Here is an 18,595-nt window from a genome sequence, read left to right as displayed (position 1 = left end):
TGGATGGATCCGCCCCGTGTGTGCGGCACTGCGCGTGGAGCACTACGGACGCGGAAGGTGCGGCGGGGGAGGGCGGGGGAGCGGCGCTCAGGCCAAGCCCGAGCAGGGCCACGAAGGAGGGGAGCATGGGCGCGGGCAGTGTCGCAGCCCGCGCCCATCCGCGCACCTGGGTGCCCTCTTCAGCGCGGCGGGGCGCCGGCCTTCATGCGGGCGAGCATCCGCTCGATGATGCCGAACAGCGCCTCGCGGTCATCGTCGGGAAGCAGGCCCATCAACCGCCGGATGCCCGCGTCCGTCATCAGCTGGATGACCTTGTAGATTTCACATCCCCGGTCGGTGAGCTTCGCGGTGACTGCGCGCCGGTCCTCCGCGTCCCGGCCGCGCTCCACCATGCCCATGTCCTCCAGGCGATCCACCACGCCGGTGATGGTCTTCTTGGTGATGCCGATGCGCTGCGCCAGCACGCCCACCTGGATGGGGCCGTCCATGCCCAGCCACCCAAGCGCGTGCACCTGGGTGGGGGTCAGCCGCATGTCGTCGCAGAGGCTCGCCAGCGGGTCCCTCAAGGAGCGGAAGTGGGCCAGCTCCCGGATGAGCCCCATGAAGCGGCGTGAGTCCGGCGTGGACTGGTCCCCATCCTGGAGCAGGCGCTCCATCACGGCCTTCTCGTCAGCGGCCTCGTCCTTCCCCTCGGAGCGCACTTCGGACTCCGAGGGGGAGGTGATGGAGGTGGGTCGGCGCATCAGGCAGTCTCCACCCGGGCAGCGGCCGCCGCGGCCTCCCGCTCACGGTCCTGGTTGGACGGACCGTGCGCCGGGCCGGAGCCCCCCGCGAAGCCCGTGTCGCTGCCCTTGTTGCGCTTGAAGCGCGCGGCCAGCTGATCCAGCAGCGAGTACACCACCGGCACCACGCCCAGCGTGAGGAACGTGGAGGTGACGAGGCCTCCGATGATGGTGATGGCCATGGGCGCGCGCGTCTCCGCGCCGTCGCCCTTCGCGATGGCCACCGGGATCATGCCGGCGATCATCGCGATGGTCGTCATCAGGATCGGGCGCAGACGCACCGGGGCGGCCTCGAGGAGCGCCTCGTGCGCCGTGCGGCCCTTCTCACGGACCTGCAGCGTGAAGTCCACCAGGAGGATGCCGTTCTTCACCACCAGACCCATGAGCATGATGACGCCGATGAGGGCGAACATGGACATGTACTGGCCGGTGATCAGCAGGCCGCCAATGGCCCCGATGAAGGCGAAGGGCAGGGACAGCATGATCGTGAACGGGTGGATGAGGCTTTCGAACTGCGCCGCGAGGATCATGTAGATGAGGATGATGCCCAGCAGCAGCGCGGTGCCGAACGCGGCCACGGACTTGCCCAGCTCCTTCGCGTTGCCTTCCAGTTCGCCCACGACGCTCTTGGGCAGTTCCGTGGAAGCGTAACCCTGCATGTAGGTGATGGCGTCGGAGAGCGCGTAGCCCTCCTTGAGGTTCGCCAGCATGGTGATCTGCCGCCGCTGCGCCTGGCGGTCGATCTGCACCGGGCCCTCGGCGGGGACGATGCGGCCCAGGTTGCGCAGCTCCACCAGCTGCCCGGACGGCGCACGCACGGCCAGCTGGCCGAGCGCGTCCGCGGAGGCCAGCGTCTCCGGCGGCAGGCGCAGCTTCACCTCGTACGTCTCACCGCCCTCGCGGTAGTCCAGCACCTTGTCCCGGCCCAGGTAGGAGCGCAGCGTGGCGCCCAGGGACGCGGCCGGCACGCCCAGCGTGGCCGCGCGGTCGCGGTCCACCTGCACGTCGTACTGCGGCTTGCCGGAGCGGTACGTCATGTCCACGTCGGTGAGGCCCGGGTTCTTGAGCATCGCCTGGCGCATCTTCTCCGCGGACTCCGTCAGCTCCTTCCAGTTGTCGCCGCGCAGGTTGAACTGCACCTGCTGCGAACGCGCGCCACCACCTGAAACCGCGGCCACGTCCTGCACGGCCACCACGACACCCGGGGGCGCCTTGATGGTCTGGCGCAGGTAGGCCTTGAGCTCGCTCTGCTTGAAGGCGCGGTCCTTCACCGGCTTCAGGTTGATGAGCACCTCACCCTTGTGGACCTCCTCCTGCACGCCGCCACCGGCGGTGGTGAACGTGGAGGCGATGCCCGGCAGCGCCCGCACCTGGGCCGCGAAGGTGTCCAGCTGCGTCTGGGTCTGGTGGATGGTGGACCCGATGGGCAGCTCCACCGTCAGCTTGATGTTGCCGTTGTCCTGCTCCGGGATGAACGTGAACTTGAGGAAGCGGGCCATGCCGAAGGTCGCGAGGAGCACCACCACCGCGACGACCATCGTGAGGGCGCGCTGCCGGAGGATGCCACCCAGGATCTTCCGGTAGCCGTTCTCCATGCCCACCAGCACCTTCTCCACCGCCGCGGAGATGCCCGTCGGGTGCCCGTGCTCACGCAAGAGGCGCGAGGAGAGCATCGGCGTGAGCGTCATGGACACCACGTAGGAGATGAGCGTGGCCACCGCCACCGTGACGCCGAACTGGTAGAAGAACTTGCCGATCATGCCGTCCATGAAGGCCACCGGGATGAACACCGCCACGATGGCCAGCGTCACCGCGAGCACCGCGAGGGCAATCTGTCCGGCGCCCTCCAGCGCGGCCTGCATGGGCGAGGCGCCCTCTTCCATGTGACGGACGATGTTCTCGATGACCACGATGGCGTCGTCGATGAGCAGACCGATGGACAGGGTCAGCGCGAGCATCGTGATCATGTTGAAGGTGAAGCCCAGCGCCGCCATCACCGCGAACGTACCGACCACGGACACCGGCAGCGCGATGGCCGCCACGATGGTGGAGCGCAGGTTGCGCAGGAACACCAGCACGATGAGGACGGCGAGCACGCCGCCCAGGATGAGGTCCTCCTGCACCGCGTGGATGGACGAGCGGATGAACCGCGCGTTGTCCGTCACCGTCTCCACCTGGATGCCCGCGGGCAGCGTCTTGTTGATGTCCGCGAGCGACTCCTGCACCAGGTCCGCCACCTGCACGGTGTTGGAGCCGGACTGCTTTCGCACCACCATCGCCACCGCGCTGCGATCGCCGCTCTTCGCGCCCGAGCGCTGCTCGGCGGGACCGTCCACCACCTCCGCGATGTCGCGCACGCGGACCGGCGCGCCGCCGGAGCTGGTGATGATGATGTTGCGGATGTCCTCCACGCTCTTCGCTTCGGAGGTCAGGCGCACCACGCGCTCACGGCCGCTGTCCATGCTGCGGCCGCCAGGGACGTCCAGGCTCTGGGCCTTGAGCGCCTGGCTGACATCGCTGATGGCCAGACCGAAGCCGCGCAGGCGGTTCGGATCCACCACCAGCTGGATCTCCCGCTCACGGCCACCGACGATGTCGATGCTGCCCACGCCCTGGTTGCGCTGGAGCGCCGGCTTCACGATGTCGTCCGCGATGCGCGTCAGCTCCTCCACCGGCAGGGCGCCCGCGAGCGCCAGCGTGATGATGGGGGCGGCGCCGATGTCGAACTTCTCGACGACGGGCGTCTCCACCTCATCCGGCAGCTTGCTCAACGTGGCCTGGACGCGGTCGCGCACGTCCTGCGCCGCGAGGTCCACCTTGGTGGACAGCTTGAACTGCACGACGATCTGCGAAACGCTCTCCAGGTTGATGGACTTGAGCGTGTCCACGCCGTTGAGCGTGTTGAGCGCCTCCTCCAGCGGGTCGGAGACGTTCTTCTCCATGCTCTCCGGGTCCGCGCCCGGGAGGACGGTCGTCACGGTGACGACGGGGAAGTCGACGTCGGGGAACTGATCCACGCCGATCTTCGGATAGGCGAACAGGCCGAACACCACCACCGCCAGCATCAGCATGGCGGTGAAGATGGGCCGTGAAATGAAGGTCTTGAGCATTCAGATACCCAGGGAAGAAGAGGGGAGGAGGGACCGCTACTGCGCGACGCGCACGGCGGTCCCCTCCTTGACGTCCAGCGAAGCGTCGGCGAGCACGCGCTCTTCCGCCGTCAGGCCCTGCAGCACCTTCACGTAGCCGGGAAGCACGCGCTGCACGCGCACGTCGCGCTTGCGCACGGTGCCGTCCTGCACCACCCACACGAAGCCGTCCTGGCCCTTGCTGCTGACGGCCTGCGCCGGCAGGAACAGGCCGTTGCCCGCGTCACCCGCGGCCTTGGAGAAGTCCATCTCCACCAGCGCGCCGGGGCGCAGCGGGTGGTCCGTCTTGCCCGTCACGTCCGCCAGCACCTCCACGGTGCGGCTCTGCGCGTCGATGACGGCGCCCACGTTGGCGACCTTCGCCTCGAAGCGCATGCCGCTGGGGTTCACGGTGCCCGGCGTCACGATGCCCGGCGTCACGTTGTCGATGACGGACTCCGGCACCATCATCCGGATCTCCAGCCCGTCCGCGTCCACGATGGAGAACACCGGTGTGGAGGGCGTCATCGCCACGGAGTCACCCACGTTCTTGTTGCGCGCGGTGATGATGCCGTTGAAGGGCGCCACGATGTTGTGGTCCCGCAGGTTCTCCACCGCCAGCCGGTACGCCGCGCCGGCCTGGGCCGCCTGGGCCGCGGCCTGCTTCTGGCCGATCTCCGCCTGCTCCAGCGCGTTGGCCGCGACGCCGCCGGACTCGGCGACCTTGCGCGTGCGCTCCAGGGTGCTGGTGGCCAGCTGCAGCGAGGCCTCCGCCATGTCCTTGGCCGCCTTCGCCTGGTCCACCGCGATGGACACGTTGGACGTGTCCAGCTGCGCCAGCACGTCGCCCTTCTTCACCTTGTCGCCCACCCGGACGTTCACCTTCGCGAGCGTGCCGGTCGCCTGGGGACCCAGGACGGCCTCCTGCTTGGAGCGGACCTGGCCCGTCACGCGCGTCACGTTCTGCTCCAGCTCCGTGGCCGGGGTGATCGCCTTGACGCCCAGCGCGTTGGAGCCCTCCTGCTGAGTCGGAAGCTGCGCCTTCTCCGCGCCCGCCTTCGAGCACCCCGCCGTCGACACCGCCACGGCCACCACGGCAGCCAAGATTCGCTGATTCACGCGTCCGAACTCCTGCCGGGTCGCCGGCGGGACACCCGCCCTGGCACCTGCTCCGGCTAATTCTTTGTGGGCTAGAAATTACCGACGCTCGATTATCTGTCAAGAGGATACTCCGGAGTGCGGACTATCCACTCACCAGTCATCCTGCGGGGTTGGCTGCCTGCCTTCCAGGCCTTCAGACTTCTTCACAACACCGGTGCCGGCGCGCTGCGTCACCAGGAAGGCGGGCGTCAGGCGGGGTGGGGACGCGGGGCGTTGCTTGTGGCTGACGGTGGGCGCCTGTTATTGACTCGCGAATCAACCCGCAGCGGGACAACCCCCAAGGACTCGCGATGCTCAATCCGTTCACCGAGGAGCACGAGGCGTTTCGCAGGTCGGTGCGCGCCTTCGTGGAGAAGGAGATGGCGCCCTACGGTCTGGAGTGGGACCGGGCGGGCATCTTCCCGCGCGAGCTGTTCAAGAAGTGCGGCGAGCTGGGCTTCCTGGGCATCAGCCACGACCCGAAGTTCGGCGGCAGCGGCCTGGACTACTGGTACGTGACGGCGTTCGCGGAGGAGCTGTCGCGCAGCCGCAACGCGGGCGTGAACATGGCGCTGCTGGTGCAGAGCCAGATGGCCACGCCCATCATCAGCGAGATTGGCACCGACGAGCAGAAGCGCGAGTTCCTGGAGCCCGCGCTCAAGGGCGAGCGCATCGCGGCGCTGGGCGTGAGCGAGCCGGGGTGCGGCTCGGACGTGGCGAGCATCAAGACGACGGCGCGCCGGGACGGCGACGACTACGTCATCAACGGCTCCAAGATGTGGATCACCAACGGCACGCGCGCGGACTTCATCACGCTGGCGGTGCGCACCGGTGAGCAGGGCTACGGCGGCATCTCGCTGGTGACGTTCCCCACGGATGTGAAGGGGTTCAGCATCTCCAAGAAGCTGGACAAGATCGGCAACCTGTCCTCGGACACGGCCATCCTCTACTTCGAGGACTGCCGCATCCCCGCGCGCTACGTCCTGGGCGAGGAGAACCAGGGCTTCTACCACATCATGACCAACTTCCAGGGCGAGCGCCTGGTGGGGGCCATCACCACGGTGGGCGGCATGGACCGGATGCTGGAGGACGCCCTCCAGTACGGCAACGAGCGTGAGGCGTTCGGCCGGCCGCTGATCAAGTTCCAGGTGTGGCGCCACAAGTTCGTGGAGCACCTGACGGCGGTGGAGGCGGCGCGGCGGCTCAACTACTACGCGGTGGACCTCTACGACCGGAAGGAGAACCCGGTGAAGGAGATCTCCATGGCGAAGCTGTTCGCCGGAGACCTGGCCCAGCGCGTGGCCTACGACTGCCAGCAGTTCTTCGGAGGCATGGGCTACATCGAGGAGACGCCCATCGCGCGGATGTGGCGCGACGTGCGGCTCATCACCATCGGCGGCGGTACCTCCGAGGTGATGAAGGAGATCATCTCCAAGCTGTACGGCTTCTAGCTACTTCCTGCCGAAGAGGGCCTCCGCGGCGCTGACCATCGCGTCGCGCGAGGCCTTCTGGTGCAGGCCGCCTTCGCCCAGCTGGAAGAGCTCGCAGAAGTTGGCCTCGTCCTTGTCGCGGGGCGCTTCCGCGAAGGGCTCCTTGCAGGCCTTGGCCACGGACTCGTCGAAGTGCCGGCAGTTGCGGCACGAGCGCAGGTCCTCCTCACAGCCGGGACATGTGGCGCTCCGGCCGACTTGATTCGCGATGATGTCGAGTGCGTGTCCGCAGTGCGCGCAGCCGGGCATGGCGGTCCTCCCCGTCAGACGGTAACGGGGCGGCATCCTGCCAGAGTCTCGTCTACCGCTGGACGCTGGTCGCGAACGCAGGGGTGGGCAGGGAGGAGGCTTCCTGGGGCCGGCGCAGCTCGCCGGTGGCGTCCAGGAGCTGGTCGTCCAGCCGCTTGAGGAGGAAGAGGACGTAGGCGGACAGGCCGGACAGGACGGCGGCCATGATGCCCAGCAGCATGCCGCGCTGCCAGCGGTGGGCCTGCTCCATCACCCCACGGCGTTCCTTGAAGGTCTTCAGCTGGGCGTCCACGGAGGTGCCGTCCAGCTTCTGGGCGAAGTCGGAGGCCTGGGCGCTGCCCCGAGCCATCAGCCAGCGCCCTTCCGCCTGCAGGGCCTCGGCGCGCGCGTAGCAGAAAGCCGCTCCGCCCGCGAAAAGCAGGGAGATGCACAAGGCCGCTGTCACGCTCCGGGTGCCCATGCCACCAACCCTCCGGCAAATCCGTGGGCGCGGCCAGCCGACAGGCCGCGACTGCTCCGGCTTTCCGAAGACAGTAGCGGATGCTAGGGACGGCTTCTGACATGGGCAAGCCCTACCGTCCTAAAGACCACTATTTCCAGAAAGCCAAGCAAGAGGGACTGCGAGCGCGTTCCGCGTTCAAGGTCGATGAGATCCTCAAGCGCTTCCCCGGGTCCGTGAAGAAGGGCGCGGCCGTGCTGGATCTGGGCGCGGCGCCCGGCGGGTTCCTCCAGATATTGGCGGACGCGGTGGGGATGCACGGGCGCGTCATCGGCGTGGACATCTCGGCCATCCGTCCCTTCTCCCAGAAGTGGGTGACGACGGCGGTGCTGGACGTGCTCGCGGACGACTTCGACGCGAAGCTGGCCGCGCTGTACGACGGCCCCTACGACGCGGTCATCTCCGACATGGCGCCCAAGACGTCCGGCATCAAGGGCACGGACGAGGCGCGCAGCCTGCGGCTCGCGGGCAAGGCGCTGGAGGTGGCCGCCACGCGCGGCCGGCCCGGCGGCACGTTCGTGGCCAAGGTCTTCATGGGAGGCGACTTCGAGGCCTTCCGTGACGAGGTGCGGCAGCACTTCGAAGAGGTGAAGATCGTCCGTCCGGAGGCCACGCGCGGCGCCAGCATGGAGGTCTACGTGGTGGGTCTGAGGCGCCGGGCCCCGGCGCCGTAGCCCCCTGAAACAGAGAAGGGAACGCCAGGGACGCGGGCGGCGTCTAGAGTGCCGCCCCTATGTCTTCTCCACCACGCTCGCGTGCGTCCGTCGTCGTGTTGTGCCTGCTGTCCTTGATGCTGTCCTCCGTGTCCGTGGCGGCCCCCGCGAAGGCGCCCCCGACGTGGAAGGCCATCGACGCGCTCGTTGATGACGACAAGGTCGAGTCCGCCGCGCAGGGGGCCGAGGCCCGGCTCGCCGCGGCGAAGGCCCAGGGTGACGCGGACGAGTGGACGCGCGCGCTGATCCGCACGGTGCAGCTGCGCACGCGGCTGCATGGCTATGAGACGACGGTGCGCTTCCTGCGTGAACAGCCCTGGCCGGAGGGGCTGCGGCAGCAGGCCACGCTCCACCTGTTCTACGCGGCGGTGCTCGCGAACTACCAGCAGTCGTACAGCTACGAGATTGGCCAGCGCGAGCAGGTGGTGTCCACCGGGCCGGTGGACCTGAAGGCGTGGACGAAGGATCAGATTTCAGCGGAGATCCAGCGCACGTACGCCGCCGTCTGGGAGTCGCGGCAGAAGTTCGGCACCGAGCCCGTGAAGGTGCTGTCCGAGTACATCCAGCCCAACACGTATCCGGTGGGCATCCGCTCCACGGTGCGCGACGCGGTGACGTACCTGTGGGTGGGCTCGCTGGCCGACACGGGCCTGTGGCGGCCGGAGCAGGAGCAGGGCGTGTATCGGCTGGACCTGGGCGCGCTCCTGGACGGCACGCCGAAGGTGGAGCTGAAGGATCCGTCGGTGCATCCGCTGATGAAGGTGGCGGCGGTGCTGGGGGACCTGGAGGCGTGGCACCAGGCGGCGGGCCGGCGCGAGGCGGCGCTGGAGGCGAGGCTGCGGCGCTACGAAGTGCTGGCGGCGTCGTTCACCGACGCCGCGGACAAGCGGCGCATCCGGGAGCATCTGGCCGCGCACCTGAAGGGCTTCCGGGACGTGCCGTGGTGGTCCAAGGGCCAGCACCAGCTCGCGGAGATGGAGGAGCAGGCGGGCCGCGCCATCACCGCGCATGTCCTGGCGAAGGCGGGCGCGGAGGCGTGGCCGAAGTCCGTGGGCGGCGCGCAGTGCGCGGCGCTGGTGGCGACGCTGGAGGCGCCGGAGCTGTACGCGACCGGGATGCAGGTGGACGGTCCGGGCAAGCGCTCCATCCTGGTGGGCCACCGCAACGTGGGCACGGTGTACCTCCGGGCGTACGCGGTGGATGTGGAGGCGCGGCTCTCGAAGCCCGGCGAGGACCTGTCGCTGTACCCCTCCACCGAGGAGAGGCTCCGCATGGTGGCGTCGCGCAAGCCGGACGCCGCGTGGAGCATGGCGCTGCCGCCCACGCCTGACTTCCAGCGGCACCAGACGTTCGTGACGCCGCCGACACTCAAGGCGGGCGCGTACATCATCGCCCTGTCCACGCGCGAGGACTTCGCGAAGAAGAACAGCCGGGTCCTCGCCCTGCCGATGTCCGTGTCGCCCTGGGCGGTGACGGTGCGCAAGGCGAACCCCAACGTGGCGGAGGTCCACGTGGTGGACGGCGCCACGGGGGCGGCCGCTCCGAACGTGGAGGTGCGGTTGGTGACGTCGGACTACAGCACCCGCCGCTTCGGCGTCGTCAGCCGCCGCACCGACGCGAACGGCGACCTGTTGCTCACGGGCACGAACGCCGACCGCTACGAGGACATGCAGCTGGTGCTGGGCCGGGGCAAGGGCGTGATGGTGCTCCCGGGCTCGGTGTACCTGTCCCCCCCCTATGAGTCGTACCCGCAGGACCAGACGCTCATCTACACCGACCGCGCCGTCTACCGTCCCCAGCAGAAGCTGCTGTGGAAGGTGGTGGCCTATCGTCCGGAGGAGGTGTCGAAGCGCTACCGCGTCCTGCCGGAAGCGGCGGTGACGGTGTCGCTCGTCGACCCCAACGGCCAGGAGGTGTCCAAGCTCCCGGCCCGCACCAACACGTTCGGGTCGGCGGCGGGAGAGTTCGACATTCCCTCGGGGCGGCCCCTGGGCCAGTGGACGGTACGCACGAGCCCCAACGGCTACGCGAGCGTGCGCGTGGAGGAGTACAAGCGGCCCACCTTCGAGGTGGCGCTGAAGGACGCGCCGGAAGCGCTGCGGCTCAACCGGCGCGCGACGTTCAAGGGCGAGGCCCGCTACTACTTCGGCCTCCCGGTGACGCGCGGCGCGGTGAAGTGGCGTGTGTCGCGCGAGCCGGTGCTGCCGCGCTGGTGGTTCTGGGAGCGCATCCCGGCCACCACGGAGCTGGTGGCCTCCGGGACGGCGACGGTGGGCGAGGACGGCGGCTTCTCCGTGGCGTTCACCCCGGAAGCGGACGAGCGGCTCGCGAAGGCGCAGGGCATGTCGTGGCGCTACCGCGTGGAGGCGGACCTGACGGACGAGGGTGGTGAGACGCGCTCCGCGAGCCGGTCCTTCCGCCTGGGCTTCGTGTCGGTGGAGGGGCGCGTGGACTCCGATGTGGGCTTCGTCCGCGAGGACTTCCCGTCGGAGGTGCGGCTGGTCCGCTCGAACCTGGATGGCGCTCCGCAGGCCGGGCCGGGCCGCTGGCGGCTCATTGCCTTGAAGGCTCCGAGCCGTCCGCTGATGCCGTCGGAGGTTCCGGTGGACAGGCTCAAGCCCCTGGACGCGGACACGCAGTCGGCCAGGGAGTCCTATCCCACGCCGGGTGACGCGCAGAAGGGGCGCTGGGACACGGCCTACGACGTGGAGCAGACGCTGCAACGCTGGGAAGACGGCGCGGAGGTGGCGCAGGCGGCCGTGACGCATGGCGCGGACGGTGTCGCCACCGTGAAGCTGCCGGCGCTGCGCGCGGGGACGTACCGGCTGCGCTACGAGACGACGGATGCGTTCGGCCAGAAGGCCACCGCGCAACGGGACTTCGTGGTGGCGGGGGCCCACGCCCCGGCGGGGTTGCCCGCGGTGCTGGCGGCGGAGCGCCCTTCCGTGCGCGTGGGCGAAGTGGCGCGGCTGATGGTGGCCTCCGGCTTCGAGGGCCAGCCGCTGGTGATGGACGTGTATCAGGGACGCCAGCGCGTCGAGCACCGCCAGCTGACGGCGGGGCAGGGGCGCGCGGTGGTGGAGCTTCCGGTGACGGAGGCCCTGCGCGGCGGCTTCACGGTGGTGCTCTCGATGGTGCGCGACTGGCAGACGCTGAGCTTCCAGCAGACGGTGGCCGTGCCCTTCGACGACAAGGAGCTCAGCCTGGAGTTCGCCACGTTCCGCGACACGCTGCGGCCCGGCGCGAAGGAGACCTTCCGCGTGACGGTGAAGGGGCCGAAGGGCGCGAAGCTGGAGGCCGGGGCCGCGGAGCTGCTCGCGTACATGTACGATCAGTCGCTGAACGTCTTCGGGCCGCACACGCCGCCGCAGGTGGCGCAGCTGTATCCGCAGCAGACCGTCTACGTGGACTTCCGTGCGTCTGGTGGCGTCTTCGGCGCGGACTGGCTCTTCGATGAGCTCGTCCGGGAGGGACCCTCCGCGCCGGAGCTCAGCGACGACACGCTGAAGTTCGGCGAGGGCTACGGGCTGGGCGGTCCGGGCTACCGCAATTACTACGGCGGCCACCGCATGCGCGCCATGAAGCCGGGGGCCGTCCGGCGGGAAGCAGACGCCGCACCGCCGCCTCCTCCGCCGTCGCCCGCGCCGTCCGCCGCGGAATCCGCGCCGAAGCCCGGCCGGGTGCTGGAGCAGAAGCGGCGAGAGATCATCCAGATCATCAAGGGGGAGCCGGGCCCCCCGGAACCGGGGGAAGGGTCGGACGAGCCGCTGCGCTCCAACTTCGCGGAGACGGCGTTCTGGATTCCGCAGCTGCTCACCGGGCCGGACGGGTCAGCGGTGCTGGAGTTCACGGTGCCGGACTCGGTGACGGCGTGGGACGTCTGGGTGCACGCACTCACGCGGGACTTGCGCGGTGGCTCCACGCAGCGTGCCACCCGCAGCGTGAAGGAGCTGATGGTGCGCCCCTACCTGCCGCGCTTCCTGCGCGAGGGCGACCGCGCGGAGCTGGAGGTCGTGGTGAACAACGCGGGGACCCAGACGCAGCAGGGTCAGCTCACGTTCGACATCGTGGATCCGGACACGCAGAAGAGCCTGCTCGCGGAGTTCGGCGTGAAGACGACGTCGCAGGCCTTCACGGTGGCGGCGGGGAAGGGCACGAACCTGCGCTTCCCCATCACCACGCCCGCGCGGGTGGGGCCGGTGGCCTTCCGCGTGGTCGCGAAGACGGGCGCGTTCAGCGACGGCGAGCTGCGGCCCCTGCCGGTGCTGCCCGGCCGCATGCACCTGTCGCAGTCGCGCTTCGCCATGCTGAACAACAAGGACCGCCGGACGCTGACGTTCGATGACCTGAAGAAGTCGGACGACCCCACGCGGGTGAACGAGCAGCTCGTCGTGACAGTGGACGCGCAGCTCTTCTACTCCGTGCTCCAGGCGCTGCCGTACCTGGTGGACTACCCCTACGAGTGCACGGAGCAGACGCTCAACCGCTTCGTGTCCACGGGCATCGTCTCCAGCCTCTTCAACAAGTATCCGTCGGTGGCGAAGGTGGCCAAGGACCTGAGCGAGCGGAGCACGCGCTTCGAGACCTTCGACGACGTGGACCCGAACCGGAAGATGACGCTGGAGGAGACGCCCTGGCTCAACGAGGCGAAGGGCGGCGCGGAGTCCGACCAGGCGCTCCTGCGCGTGTTGGATCCGAAGGTGGCCCAGGCCCAGCGCGTGTCCTCGCAGGCGAAGCTGCGCAAGGCGCAGAACGCGGACGGTGGCTTCCCCTGGTGGCCGGGCGGCCCGTCGTCGCCGTACATGACGCTCTACATCCTGCACGGCCTGTCGCGTGCCATGGAGCACGGCGTGGAGGTGTCGCCCACCATGACGGGGCCCGCGTGGGGCTACCTGGCGAAGCACTTCCGGGAGGACTACGCGAACCGGCTGATGAAGAAGGACCTGGGCTGGGAGTTCCTCACCTTCCTCAACTTCGTGGCGTCGGCGTATCCGGACGCGCGCTACACGGGCGAGGCGCTCACCGCGGCCGAGCGGCAGCGCATGCTCGAGTTCTCCTTCAAGCACTGGAAGGAGCACTCGCCGTACCTCAAGGGGTACCTGGCGCTCACGCTGAACCGGGCGAAGCGCACGAAGGACGCGCAGAAGGTCTGGGACAGCGTGATGGACTCCGCGAAGACGACGCAGGACCTGGGCACGTACTGGCAGCCGGAGGACCGCGGCTGGCTCTGGTACAACGACTCCACGGAGACGCACGCCTTCGCGCTGCGCACGCTGTCGGAGCTGCGCCCGAAGGACCCTCGGCGCGCGGGCCTGGTGCAGTACCTGCTCCTGGACAAGAAGGTGAACCACTGGAAGTCCACGCGCGCCACGGCGGAGGCGCTCTACGCGCTGGTCAACTACATGGAGGCGGAGGGCTCGCTGGCCGCGCGCGAGGAGCTGAAGGTGACGGTGGGCTCCAAGGCGGTGACCATGAGCTTCTCGCCGGACGTGTACACGGGGAAGAAGAACCAGATCGTCGTCCCCGGGCCGGAGGTGAACGCGACCACGGCGACCACGGTGGTGGAGAAGACGACGCCGGGCTTCGCCATCGCGTCCGCCACGTGGCACTTCTCCACGGAGGAGCTGCCCAAGGAGGAGCGCGGTGACTTCTTCCAGGTGTCGCGCCGCTACTTCGTGCGCATCCGCGAAGGCAACCAGACGCTGCTGCGCCCGCTGGCGGACGGCGCGAGGCTGCGGCCCGGTGACGAGGTGGAGGTGCAGCTGTCGCTGCGCACGAAGCACGCGGCGGAGTACGTGCACCTGAGGGACCCGCGCGCCGCGGGCCTGGAGCCGGAGAACGCGCAGTCCCGCCACAAGTGGGACCTGGGCATCGTCTGGTACGAGGAGACGCGCGACTCGGGGACGAACTTCTTCTTCGAAGCGCTGCCGGCCGGTGAGTACAACTTCAAGTACCGGCTGCGCGCGAACATGGCGGGCACCTTCCGCGTGGGCCCGGCGACGGTGCAGTCCATGTACGCGCCGGAGTTCACCGCGTACTCCACGGGCACGGTGCTCACCGTGGACAAGGCGCAGTAGGCCTCAGCAGGGCAGGGGACCGGCGTGCGGCATTGACGCCGGTCCGCTGCTCACGATCGCAGCGTGAAGCGCTTGGTCACCCTGGGCGGACTGCAGGCTGCCACGAAGCAGTCCATGCTGGATGCCGCCGTAGGCGTCACGCGTCCGGCCGGACGTCCTCGGCCTGCTACTCCGCGCAGGTGGCGGCTTCGTCGGTGGGGTGCAGCGTGGCGATGCCGTAGGTGCCGTTGCGCGTGCCGCACCAGATGCGCCAGTTGCCGCCCCCCACGTCCGGCGCCGAGTACACGCCGCCCTCCTTCTTCGCCCCGCCGCGCGCACAGCAGCGCGCGAACGCCCGGGTTCCGATGGCGGCGATGGAGACCGCGTCCTGCGACGTCGCGAAGCTGCCCGTGCGCTTCACGCCGCAGGACCACGGGGACAGGCCCTTGAAGCGGATGAGGTGCTGCTCACCGCGCACTGCATCTTCGCCCCTGGCCGGACCCTGGTAGCAGACCTTTCCTTCCGCCTCGAGCTGCGCGTAGCGGGGCAGGAAGTGGAGGCCGCCAATCGGGCCGCGCTGCCAATCGTCTCCGCAGAAGACGTGCGTGAACGCGTTGCGCGGGCCGGTGCTCACCCACAGGCTCGTGAGCCATTCGAGGTTCGCCTGCCGCGAGCCCGGACGGCCCGCCGCGGACAGCGCGCGCTGAACCCGCGCGTCGTCGTAGTGCTTCGCGAAGAAGCGCTGCACGTCTCCGGCGCTCACGCTTGCGTCGGGACGCGCGGGGCACAGGTCCAGCACCTCGCGGTCCATCGCGGACAGCGCGGGGGCCTTGGCGAAGAGGGGCGGTTGATCACACGTGCTCGCGCATGCCGCTGCGTCGCCCGCAGCCGACGCGCGGCCCGCGGGTGCGCGCACCGCCACCGTGACTTCTTCCTCGTCGTCCGGCTCCGCCGCGGGAGCACCCGCACCCGCTCCGCTCCCAATGGGCCTCGCCTCCGCGAGGGACACTCCACCGCCTCGCGACGCCTGCTGCTGGCGCGTGTTCTCATGGTCCGCGCGCACGAGCGCGTCCGTGTCCGGCGCCTTCTGGACGGCATCCGTGGGCGTGCCATCGCAGAGCACCCAGCCCTCGGCCTTGGGACCCTGGAGCTTGCACCACGCGCGGTCAGGGCCGCCCTTCTTCATGAGCGGATAGGACACGCCCGGCTGCACGGAGAAGACGACCTTGGCGGACTCGGGCTGGTCCACCGCGTCCACGGCCTCTTCGGTGACGAAGACGCCGCTCGCCGCGAAGGCGACGGGGGCGGTGGAGAGGGCCAGGAAGAAGCAGGCGAGCGACCCGGAGAGGCGCATGGTGGCCGGACTCTAACAGGGGCGCCCGAAGCCCGCTGTTCCCCGGTTGCGCGCGGCGCCGCGCCGCGAAATAAACGCGCTCGATATGAAACCGATGAATTTCCGAGGCCGCTGGGTGCTCATTACCGGCGCGTCGTCCGGCCTGGGGCTGGAGATGGCCCGCCTGCTCGCGAAGGAGCACGGCGCCCACATCATCGCTGTCGCCCGCCGCGAGGACCGGCTCATCGCGCTCAAGGCGGAGCTGGAGTCCGCGCACGGCGTGCAGGTGCTGCCCCTGTCCGCGGACCTCACCCGGCCTGGCGACGCCGCGCGCGTCTTCGAGACCGCAACGGCGGGCCGCACCGTCGACGGCGTCATCCTCAACGCGGGCGTCACCTACTTCGGCCACGCGCTGGAGCAGCAGCCCGAGTCCTTCGACGCGATGCTCGCCACCAACATCACCAGCGTGGTGCGCATGTCCCAGCTCTTCGGGGCGCAGTTCGCGAAGCAGGGCGTGGGCGGGGCGCTGATGCTCGTCGCCAGCACGGCGGGCTTCGCGCCGCTGCCGTACCAGACGGCCTACGCCGCGTCGAAGTCGTTCGTCATCAGCTACGGACGGGGCCTGGCCTACGAGCTGCGCAAGGCGGGCGTGTCCGTCACCGTCTTCGCGCCCGGCGGCATCGCCACGGAGATGCTGTCGGTGTCCGGCCTGGACCGGAAGTTCAAGGCGGGCGACGTGGGCATCATGTCCGCGGAGGCCTGCGCGCGCACCGCCGTGGAGGCGTTCGTGCACCGCCGCGAGCTCTCCGTGCCCGGCGTCCTCAACCGCTTCCTCGCGACGATGATGAAGCTCTTGCCCCACGGCTTCATGATGGGGCGCTCGGCCGCGCTGTACGAAGGCGCGTTGCCGAAGGAGCCGCCCGCGCCTTGAAACAGGCCCGGGCGGCACCCGCCGCGGCGACTCAGGACAGCTTCACGCGCGTGACCTTCAGCTTGCCCACCTGTACGGTGTACTCGCCGGCCCCCAGCTCCGCCTTGGGGTCGGTGACCTTCTCACCGTTCACCTTCACGCCGCCCTGGCCCATCATCTTGCGAGCCTCGGTGGCGGAGGCGACGAACTTCGTCTCCGGCAGCAGCTTCGTGACGAGCATCTTCTCCGCGCCCGCGAGCGACACCTCCACGAGCGGCAGGTCCTCCGTGGACAGCTCCTTCTTGGCGAAGCGCTTCTCGAAGTCCTCCGCCGCCTTGCGGCCGGCATCTTCGCCCTGGAAGCGCGCGGCCATCTCCTGGGCGAAGGCGACCTTCGCGGCCTTGGGGTGCGCCGCGCCGGACTTCGTCTGCTCCTCCAGCTCCAGCACCTGCTTGAGCGGCATGGCGGAGAGGAGCTTGTAGTACCGCCACATCAGGTCGTCCGTGATGCTCATCAACTTGCCGAAGATGCTGTCCGCCGGCTCGTCGATGCCCACGTAGTTGTCCAGGCTCTTGGACATCTTGGAGCCGGTGATGACGCCGTCCACCAGCTTCGCGTCCAGGCCCTCCAGGATGGGGCCGGTCATGATGACCTGCGGCTCCAGGCCCTCTTCCTTCATCAGCTGCCGGCCGACGAGCAGGTTGAAGAGCTGATCCGTCGCGCCCAGCTCCACGTCCGCCTTCAGCGCCACGGAGTCGTAGCCCTGCAGCAGCGGGTAGAGGAACTCGTGGATGGCGATGGAGGTGTTCTCCCGGTAGCGCTTCTTGAAGTCGTCGCGCTCCAGCATGCGCTGCACGGAGTAGCGCGCCGCCAGGCGGATCATCCCCTCGGTGCCCAGCGCGTCGAGCCACTCCGAGTTGAACTTCACCACCGTCTTGTCCGGGTCCAGGACCTTGAAGACCTGCTGCTTGTACGTCTCCGAGTTGACCTTCACCTGCTCGCGGGTGAGCGGAGGCCGGGCCGCGTTCTTGCCCGACGGGTCCCCGATGAGGGCGGTGAAGTCCCCGATGAGGAACACCACCGTGTGGCCGAACTCCTGGAAGCGCCGCATGCGCGTGAGCAGCAGCGTGTGGCCCAGGTGCAGGTCGGGACGGCTGGGGTCGAAGCCCGCCTTGATGACGAGCGGCTTGCCCTTGTCATACGAGCGCTGGAGCTTCTTTTTCAGGTCCTCCGGCACGTGCAAATCCACGGTGCCGCGAGTGACTTCTTCGAACTGCTCTTCGGGGGTCGCCTTGCGCAGTGCGTCCGGGTTCATGGCGCCGCGGACACTAGCCCAAAAAAGACGACGGGCAGGGCGGGACTTCCATGTCCGCCCCACCCGTGGATGTCCGCCCGCCTGGCCCGAGGCTCAGGCCCCGCTCAGGTGTCCAGGAAGTCGAAGCTGCGGCACAGGCCGCGCATCGTCTGGCTCTCCGTGACGATCTGGTCCATGTCCACGTCGTCAATCGTCGTGGGCAGCACCTGGACGATCTGGTCGTTGAAGGCCAGACCCACCCGGCGGCTGCGCGTACTGGCCGCCTTGAGGGTGGCGTCGTAGTAGCCGCCGCCGCGCCCCAGCCGCTTGCCGTCCGGGCTGAAGCCCAGGCCGGGCACCACGAACAGGTCGATCTGATCCACCGCGATCAGGTCCGAGGAGTTCGTGGGCTCCCGGACGCCCAGGCGTCCCGGCTCCAACTCGCTCTCCGACTTGATGGCCCGGAAGGCCAGGATTCGCCCGTGCACGTGGGACAGCGGGTAGCAGACGATCTTCTCGTCCTGCAACGCCGCGATGAGGATGTCCCGGGTAGGCACCTCGCCCCGGATGGGGGCGTAGAGCGCTACCGTCCGTGCATTCTGATAGTAGGGCGATGCCAGGAATCGAGACTGGACCTTGAGGCCACGCTCGTCGATGAGGTCATTGGTCATCGCCTTGCGGCGCGCCGTCAGTTCCTCACGAAGCGTTACCTTCTTCTCCGCCGCCGCCGCCACCGTATCCGCCGCCGTCTCGCTCACCGCCGCCGCTCCAAAGAAAGAGTCCCCCGCCGAGCCGTGTGTCCAGCGTCCATTGAACCCTTAGAAGCCAGGTGGGGACCGAAATCATGTCACCGCAGGCTTCCCTCATCCCCGGTGAAGGGGGAGGGCTTGCACATGGCGACCGAAACGGACCCCGGAATGGACGTATCGGTTCGAATTTCTGCTGGGCATCACGCACCCCGCAGGGAACAGACCTTTACTGCTCAAATCTCGCTACAAGTC

At 69.1% G+C, this 18,595-nt stretch carries 12 protein-coding genes and 1 other RNA gene; 4 read left to right on the top strand and 9 right to left on the bottom strand.

Annotated elements, in window-relative coordinates; translation table 11 throughout:
• Nucleotides 1–179 precede the first annotated feature (179 nt).
• Genes D7X99_RS00130 through D7X99_RS00120 form a run of 3 tightly spaced genes read right to left on the bottom strand, consistent with a single transcriptional unit; the run spans nt 180 to nt 5,029 of the window.
• Nucleotides 180–743, bottom strand: a complete 564-nt coding sequence (locus D7X99_RS00130) for a MarR family winged helix-turn-helix transcriptional regulator (protein WP_121775914.1) — start codon at nt 741–743, stop codon at nt 180–182.
• Nucleotides 743–3,892: an efflux RND transporter permease subunit gene (locus D7X99_RS00125; protein WP_121775913.1), complete on the bottom strand. Its 3,150-nt coding sequence runs from the start codon at nt 3,890–3,892 to the stop codon at nt 743–745. The genes D7X99_RS00130 and D7X99_RS00125 overlap by 1 nt, the downstream gene beginning before the upstream one ends.
• Nucleotides 3,893–3,928: 36 nt before the next feature.
• Nucleotides 3,929–5,029 (bottom strand): efflux RND transporter periplasmic adaptor subunit, encoded by a 1,101-nt coding sequence (locus D7X99_RS00120; protein WP_121775912.1) that lies wholly within the window; start codon nt 5,027–5,029, stop codon nt 3,929–3,931.
• A 332-nt stretch (nt 5,030–5,361) separates the two neighbouring features.
• Here D7X99_RS00120 and D7X99_RS00115 point away from each other — a divergent pair, with 332 nt between their 5' ends.
• Nucleotides 5,362–6,501: an acyl-CoA dehydrogenase family protein gene (locus D7X99_RS00115; RefSeq protein WP_121775911.1), complete on the top strand. Its 1,140-nt coding sequence runs from the start codon at nt 5,362–5,364 to the stop codon at nt 6,499–6,501.
• Here D7X99_RS00115 and D7X99_RS00110 read toward each other — a convergent pair whose 3' ends face one another.
• Both D7X99_RS00110 and D7X99_RS00105 read right to left on the bottom strand, forming a co-directional pair.
• Nucleotides 6,502–6,789, bottom strand: coding sequence for a hypothetical protein (locus D7X99_RS00110; RefSeq protein WP_121775910.1), 288 nt, complete (start codon nt 6,787–6,789; stop codon nt 6,502–6,504).
• Between the two features lie 52 nt (nt 6,790–6,841).
• Nucleotides 6,842–7,249 carry a hypothetical protein gene (locus D7X99_RS00105; protein WP_120595031.1) on the bottom strand — a complete coding sequence of 136 codons (408 nt, stop codon included), beginning with the start codon at nt 7,247–7,249 and terminating at the stop codon, nt 6,842–6,844.
• An 80-nt stretch (nt 7,250–7,329) separates the two neighbouring features.
• Between D7X99_RS00105 and D7X99_RS00100 the strand changes: the two genes are divergently transcribed.
• Together D7X99_RS00100 and D7X99_RS00095 are read left to right on the top strand one after the other, a co-directional pair.
• Entirely contained in the window at nt 7,330–7,962 is a 633-nt protein-coding gene (locus D7X99_RS00100) for an RlmE family RNA methyltransferase (protein ID WP_121775909.1), read from the top strand.
• Nucleotides 7,963–8,021: 59 nt separating this feature from the next.
• Entirely contained in the window at nt 8,022–14,078 is a 6,057-nt protein-coding gene (locus D7X99_RS00095; protein ID WP_121775908.1) for an alpha-2-macroglobulin, read from the top strand.
• A gap of 166 nt (nt 14,079–14,244) precedes the next feature.
• Here D7X99_RS00095 and D7X99_RS00090 read toward each other — a convergent pair whose 3' ends face one another.
• The gene (locus D7X99_RS00090) at nt 14,245–15,411 is read right to left on the bottom strand and encodes an EndoU domain-containing protein (RefSeq protein WP_121775907.1); all 1,167 of its coding nucleotides are present in this window, start codon (nt 15,409–15,411) and stop codon (nt 14,245–14,247) included.
• Nucleotides 15,412–15,505: 94 nt separating this feature from the next.
• On the opposite strand from D7X99_RS00090, the gene D7X99_RS00085 reads away from it, so the two are divergent.
• A complete protein-coding gene (locus D7X99_RS00085) occupies nt 15,506–16,321 on the top strand; it encodes an SDR family oxidoreductase (protein ID WP_233613012.1) in 816 nt (271 codons plus the stop codon).
• A 31-nt stretch (nt 16,322–16,352) separates the two neighbouring features.
• Here D7X99_RS00085 and tyrS read toward each other — a convergent pair whose 3' ends face one another.
• From tyrS to ssrS, 3 genes are all read right to left on the bottom strand, one after another.
• Complete coding sequence (gene tyrS / locus D7X99_RS00080) at nt 16,353–17,615, bottom strand: tyrosine--tRNA ligase (RefSeq protein WP_121775905.1); 1,263 nt, start codon at nt 17,613–17,615, stop codon at nt 16,353–16,355.
• A gap of 104 nt (nt 17,616–17,719) precedes the next feature.
• Nucleotides 17,720–18,352, bottom strand: a complete 633-nt coding sequence (locus D7X99_RS00075; RefSeq protein ID WP_169825797.1) for a 5-formyltetrahydrofolate cyclo-ligase — start codon at nt 18,350–18,352, stop codon at nt 17,720–17,722.
• A 19-nt stretch (nt 18,353–18,371) separates the two neighbouring features.
• Nucleotides 18,372–18,564, bottom strand: a non-coding RNA gene (gene ssrS, locus D7X99_RS00070) — 6S RNA.
• Nucleotides 18,565–18,595 lie beyond the last annotated feature (31 nt).

It is taken from the genome of Corallococcus sp. AB032C, from assembly GCF_003668935.1.
Classification (GTDB): domain Bacteria; phylum Myxococcota; class Myxococcia; order Myxococcales; family Myxococcaceae; genus Corallococcus; species Corallococcus exiguus.
The sequence above is the reverse complement of the archived record's forward strand: the minus strand, read 5'-3'. Positions and strand labels throughout refer to the sequence as shown.

Excerpts from the sequence above, each read along its gene's own strand:
- D7X99_RS00130 (WP_121775914.1), bottom strand. The coding sequence starts at position 743 with ATGCGCCGACCCACCTCCATCACCTCCCCCTCGGAGTCCGAAGTGCGC.
- D7X99_RS00125 (WP_121775913.1), bottom strand. The coding sequence starts at position 3,892 with ATGCTCAAGACCTTCATTTCACGGCCCATCTTCACCGCCATGCTGATG.
- D7X99_RS00115 (WP_121775911.1), top strand. The coding sequence starts at position 5,362 with ATGCTCAATCCGTTCACCGAGGAGCACGAGGCGTTTCGCAGGTCGGTG.
- D7X99_RS00110 (WP_121775910.1), bottom strand. The coding sequence starts at position 6,789 with ATGCCCGGCTGCGCGCACTGCGGACACGCACTCGACATCATCGCGAAT.
- D7X99_RS00105 (WP_120595031.1), bottom strand. The coding sequence starts at position 7,249 with ATGGGCACCCGGAGCGTGACAGCGGCCTTGTGCATCTCCCTGCTTTTC.
- D7X99_RS00100 (WP_121775909.1), top strand. The coding sequence starts at position 7,330 with ATGCTAGGGACGGCTTCTGACATGGGCAAGCCCTACCGTCCTAAAGAC.
- D7X99_RS00095 (WP_121775908.1), top strand. The coding sequence starts at position 8,022 with ATGTCTTCTCCACCACGCTCGCGTGCGTCCGTCGTCGTGTTGTGCCTG.
- D7X99_RS00090 (WP_121775907.1), bottom strand. The coding sequence starts at position 15,411 with ATGCGCCTCTCCGGGTCGCTCGCCTGCTTCTTCCTGGCCCTCTCCACC.
- D7X99_RS00085 (WP_233613012.1), top strand. The coding sequence starts at position 15,506 with ATGAATTTCCGAGGCCGCTGGGTGCTCATTACCGGCGCGTCGTCCGGC.
- tyrS (WP_121775905.1), bottom strand. The coding sequence starts at position 17,615 with ATGAACCCGGACGCACTGCGCAAGGCGACCCCCGAAGAGCAGTTCGAA.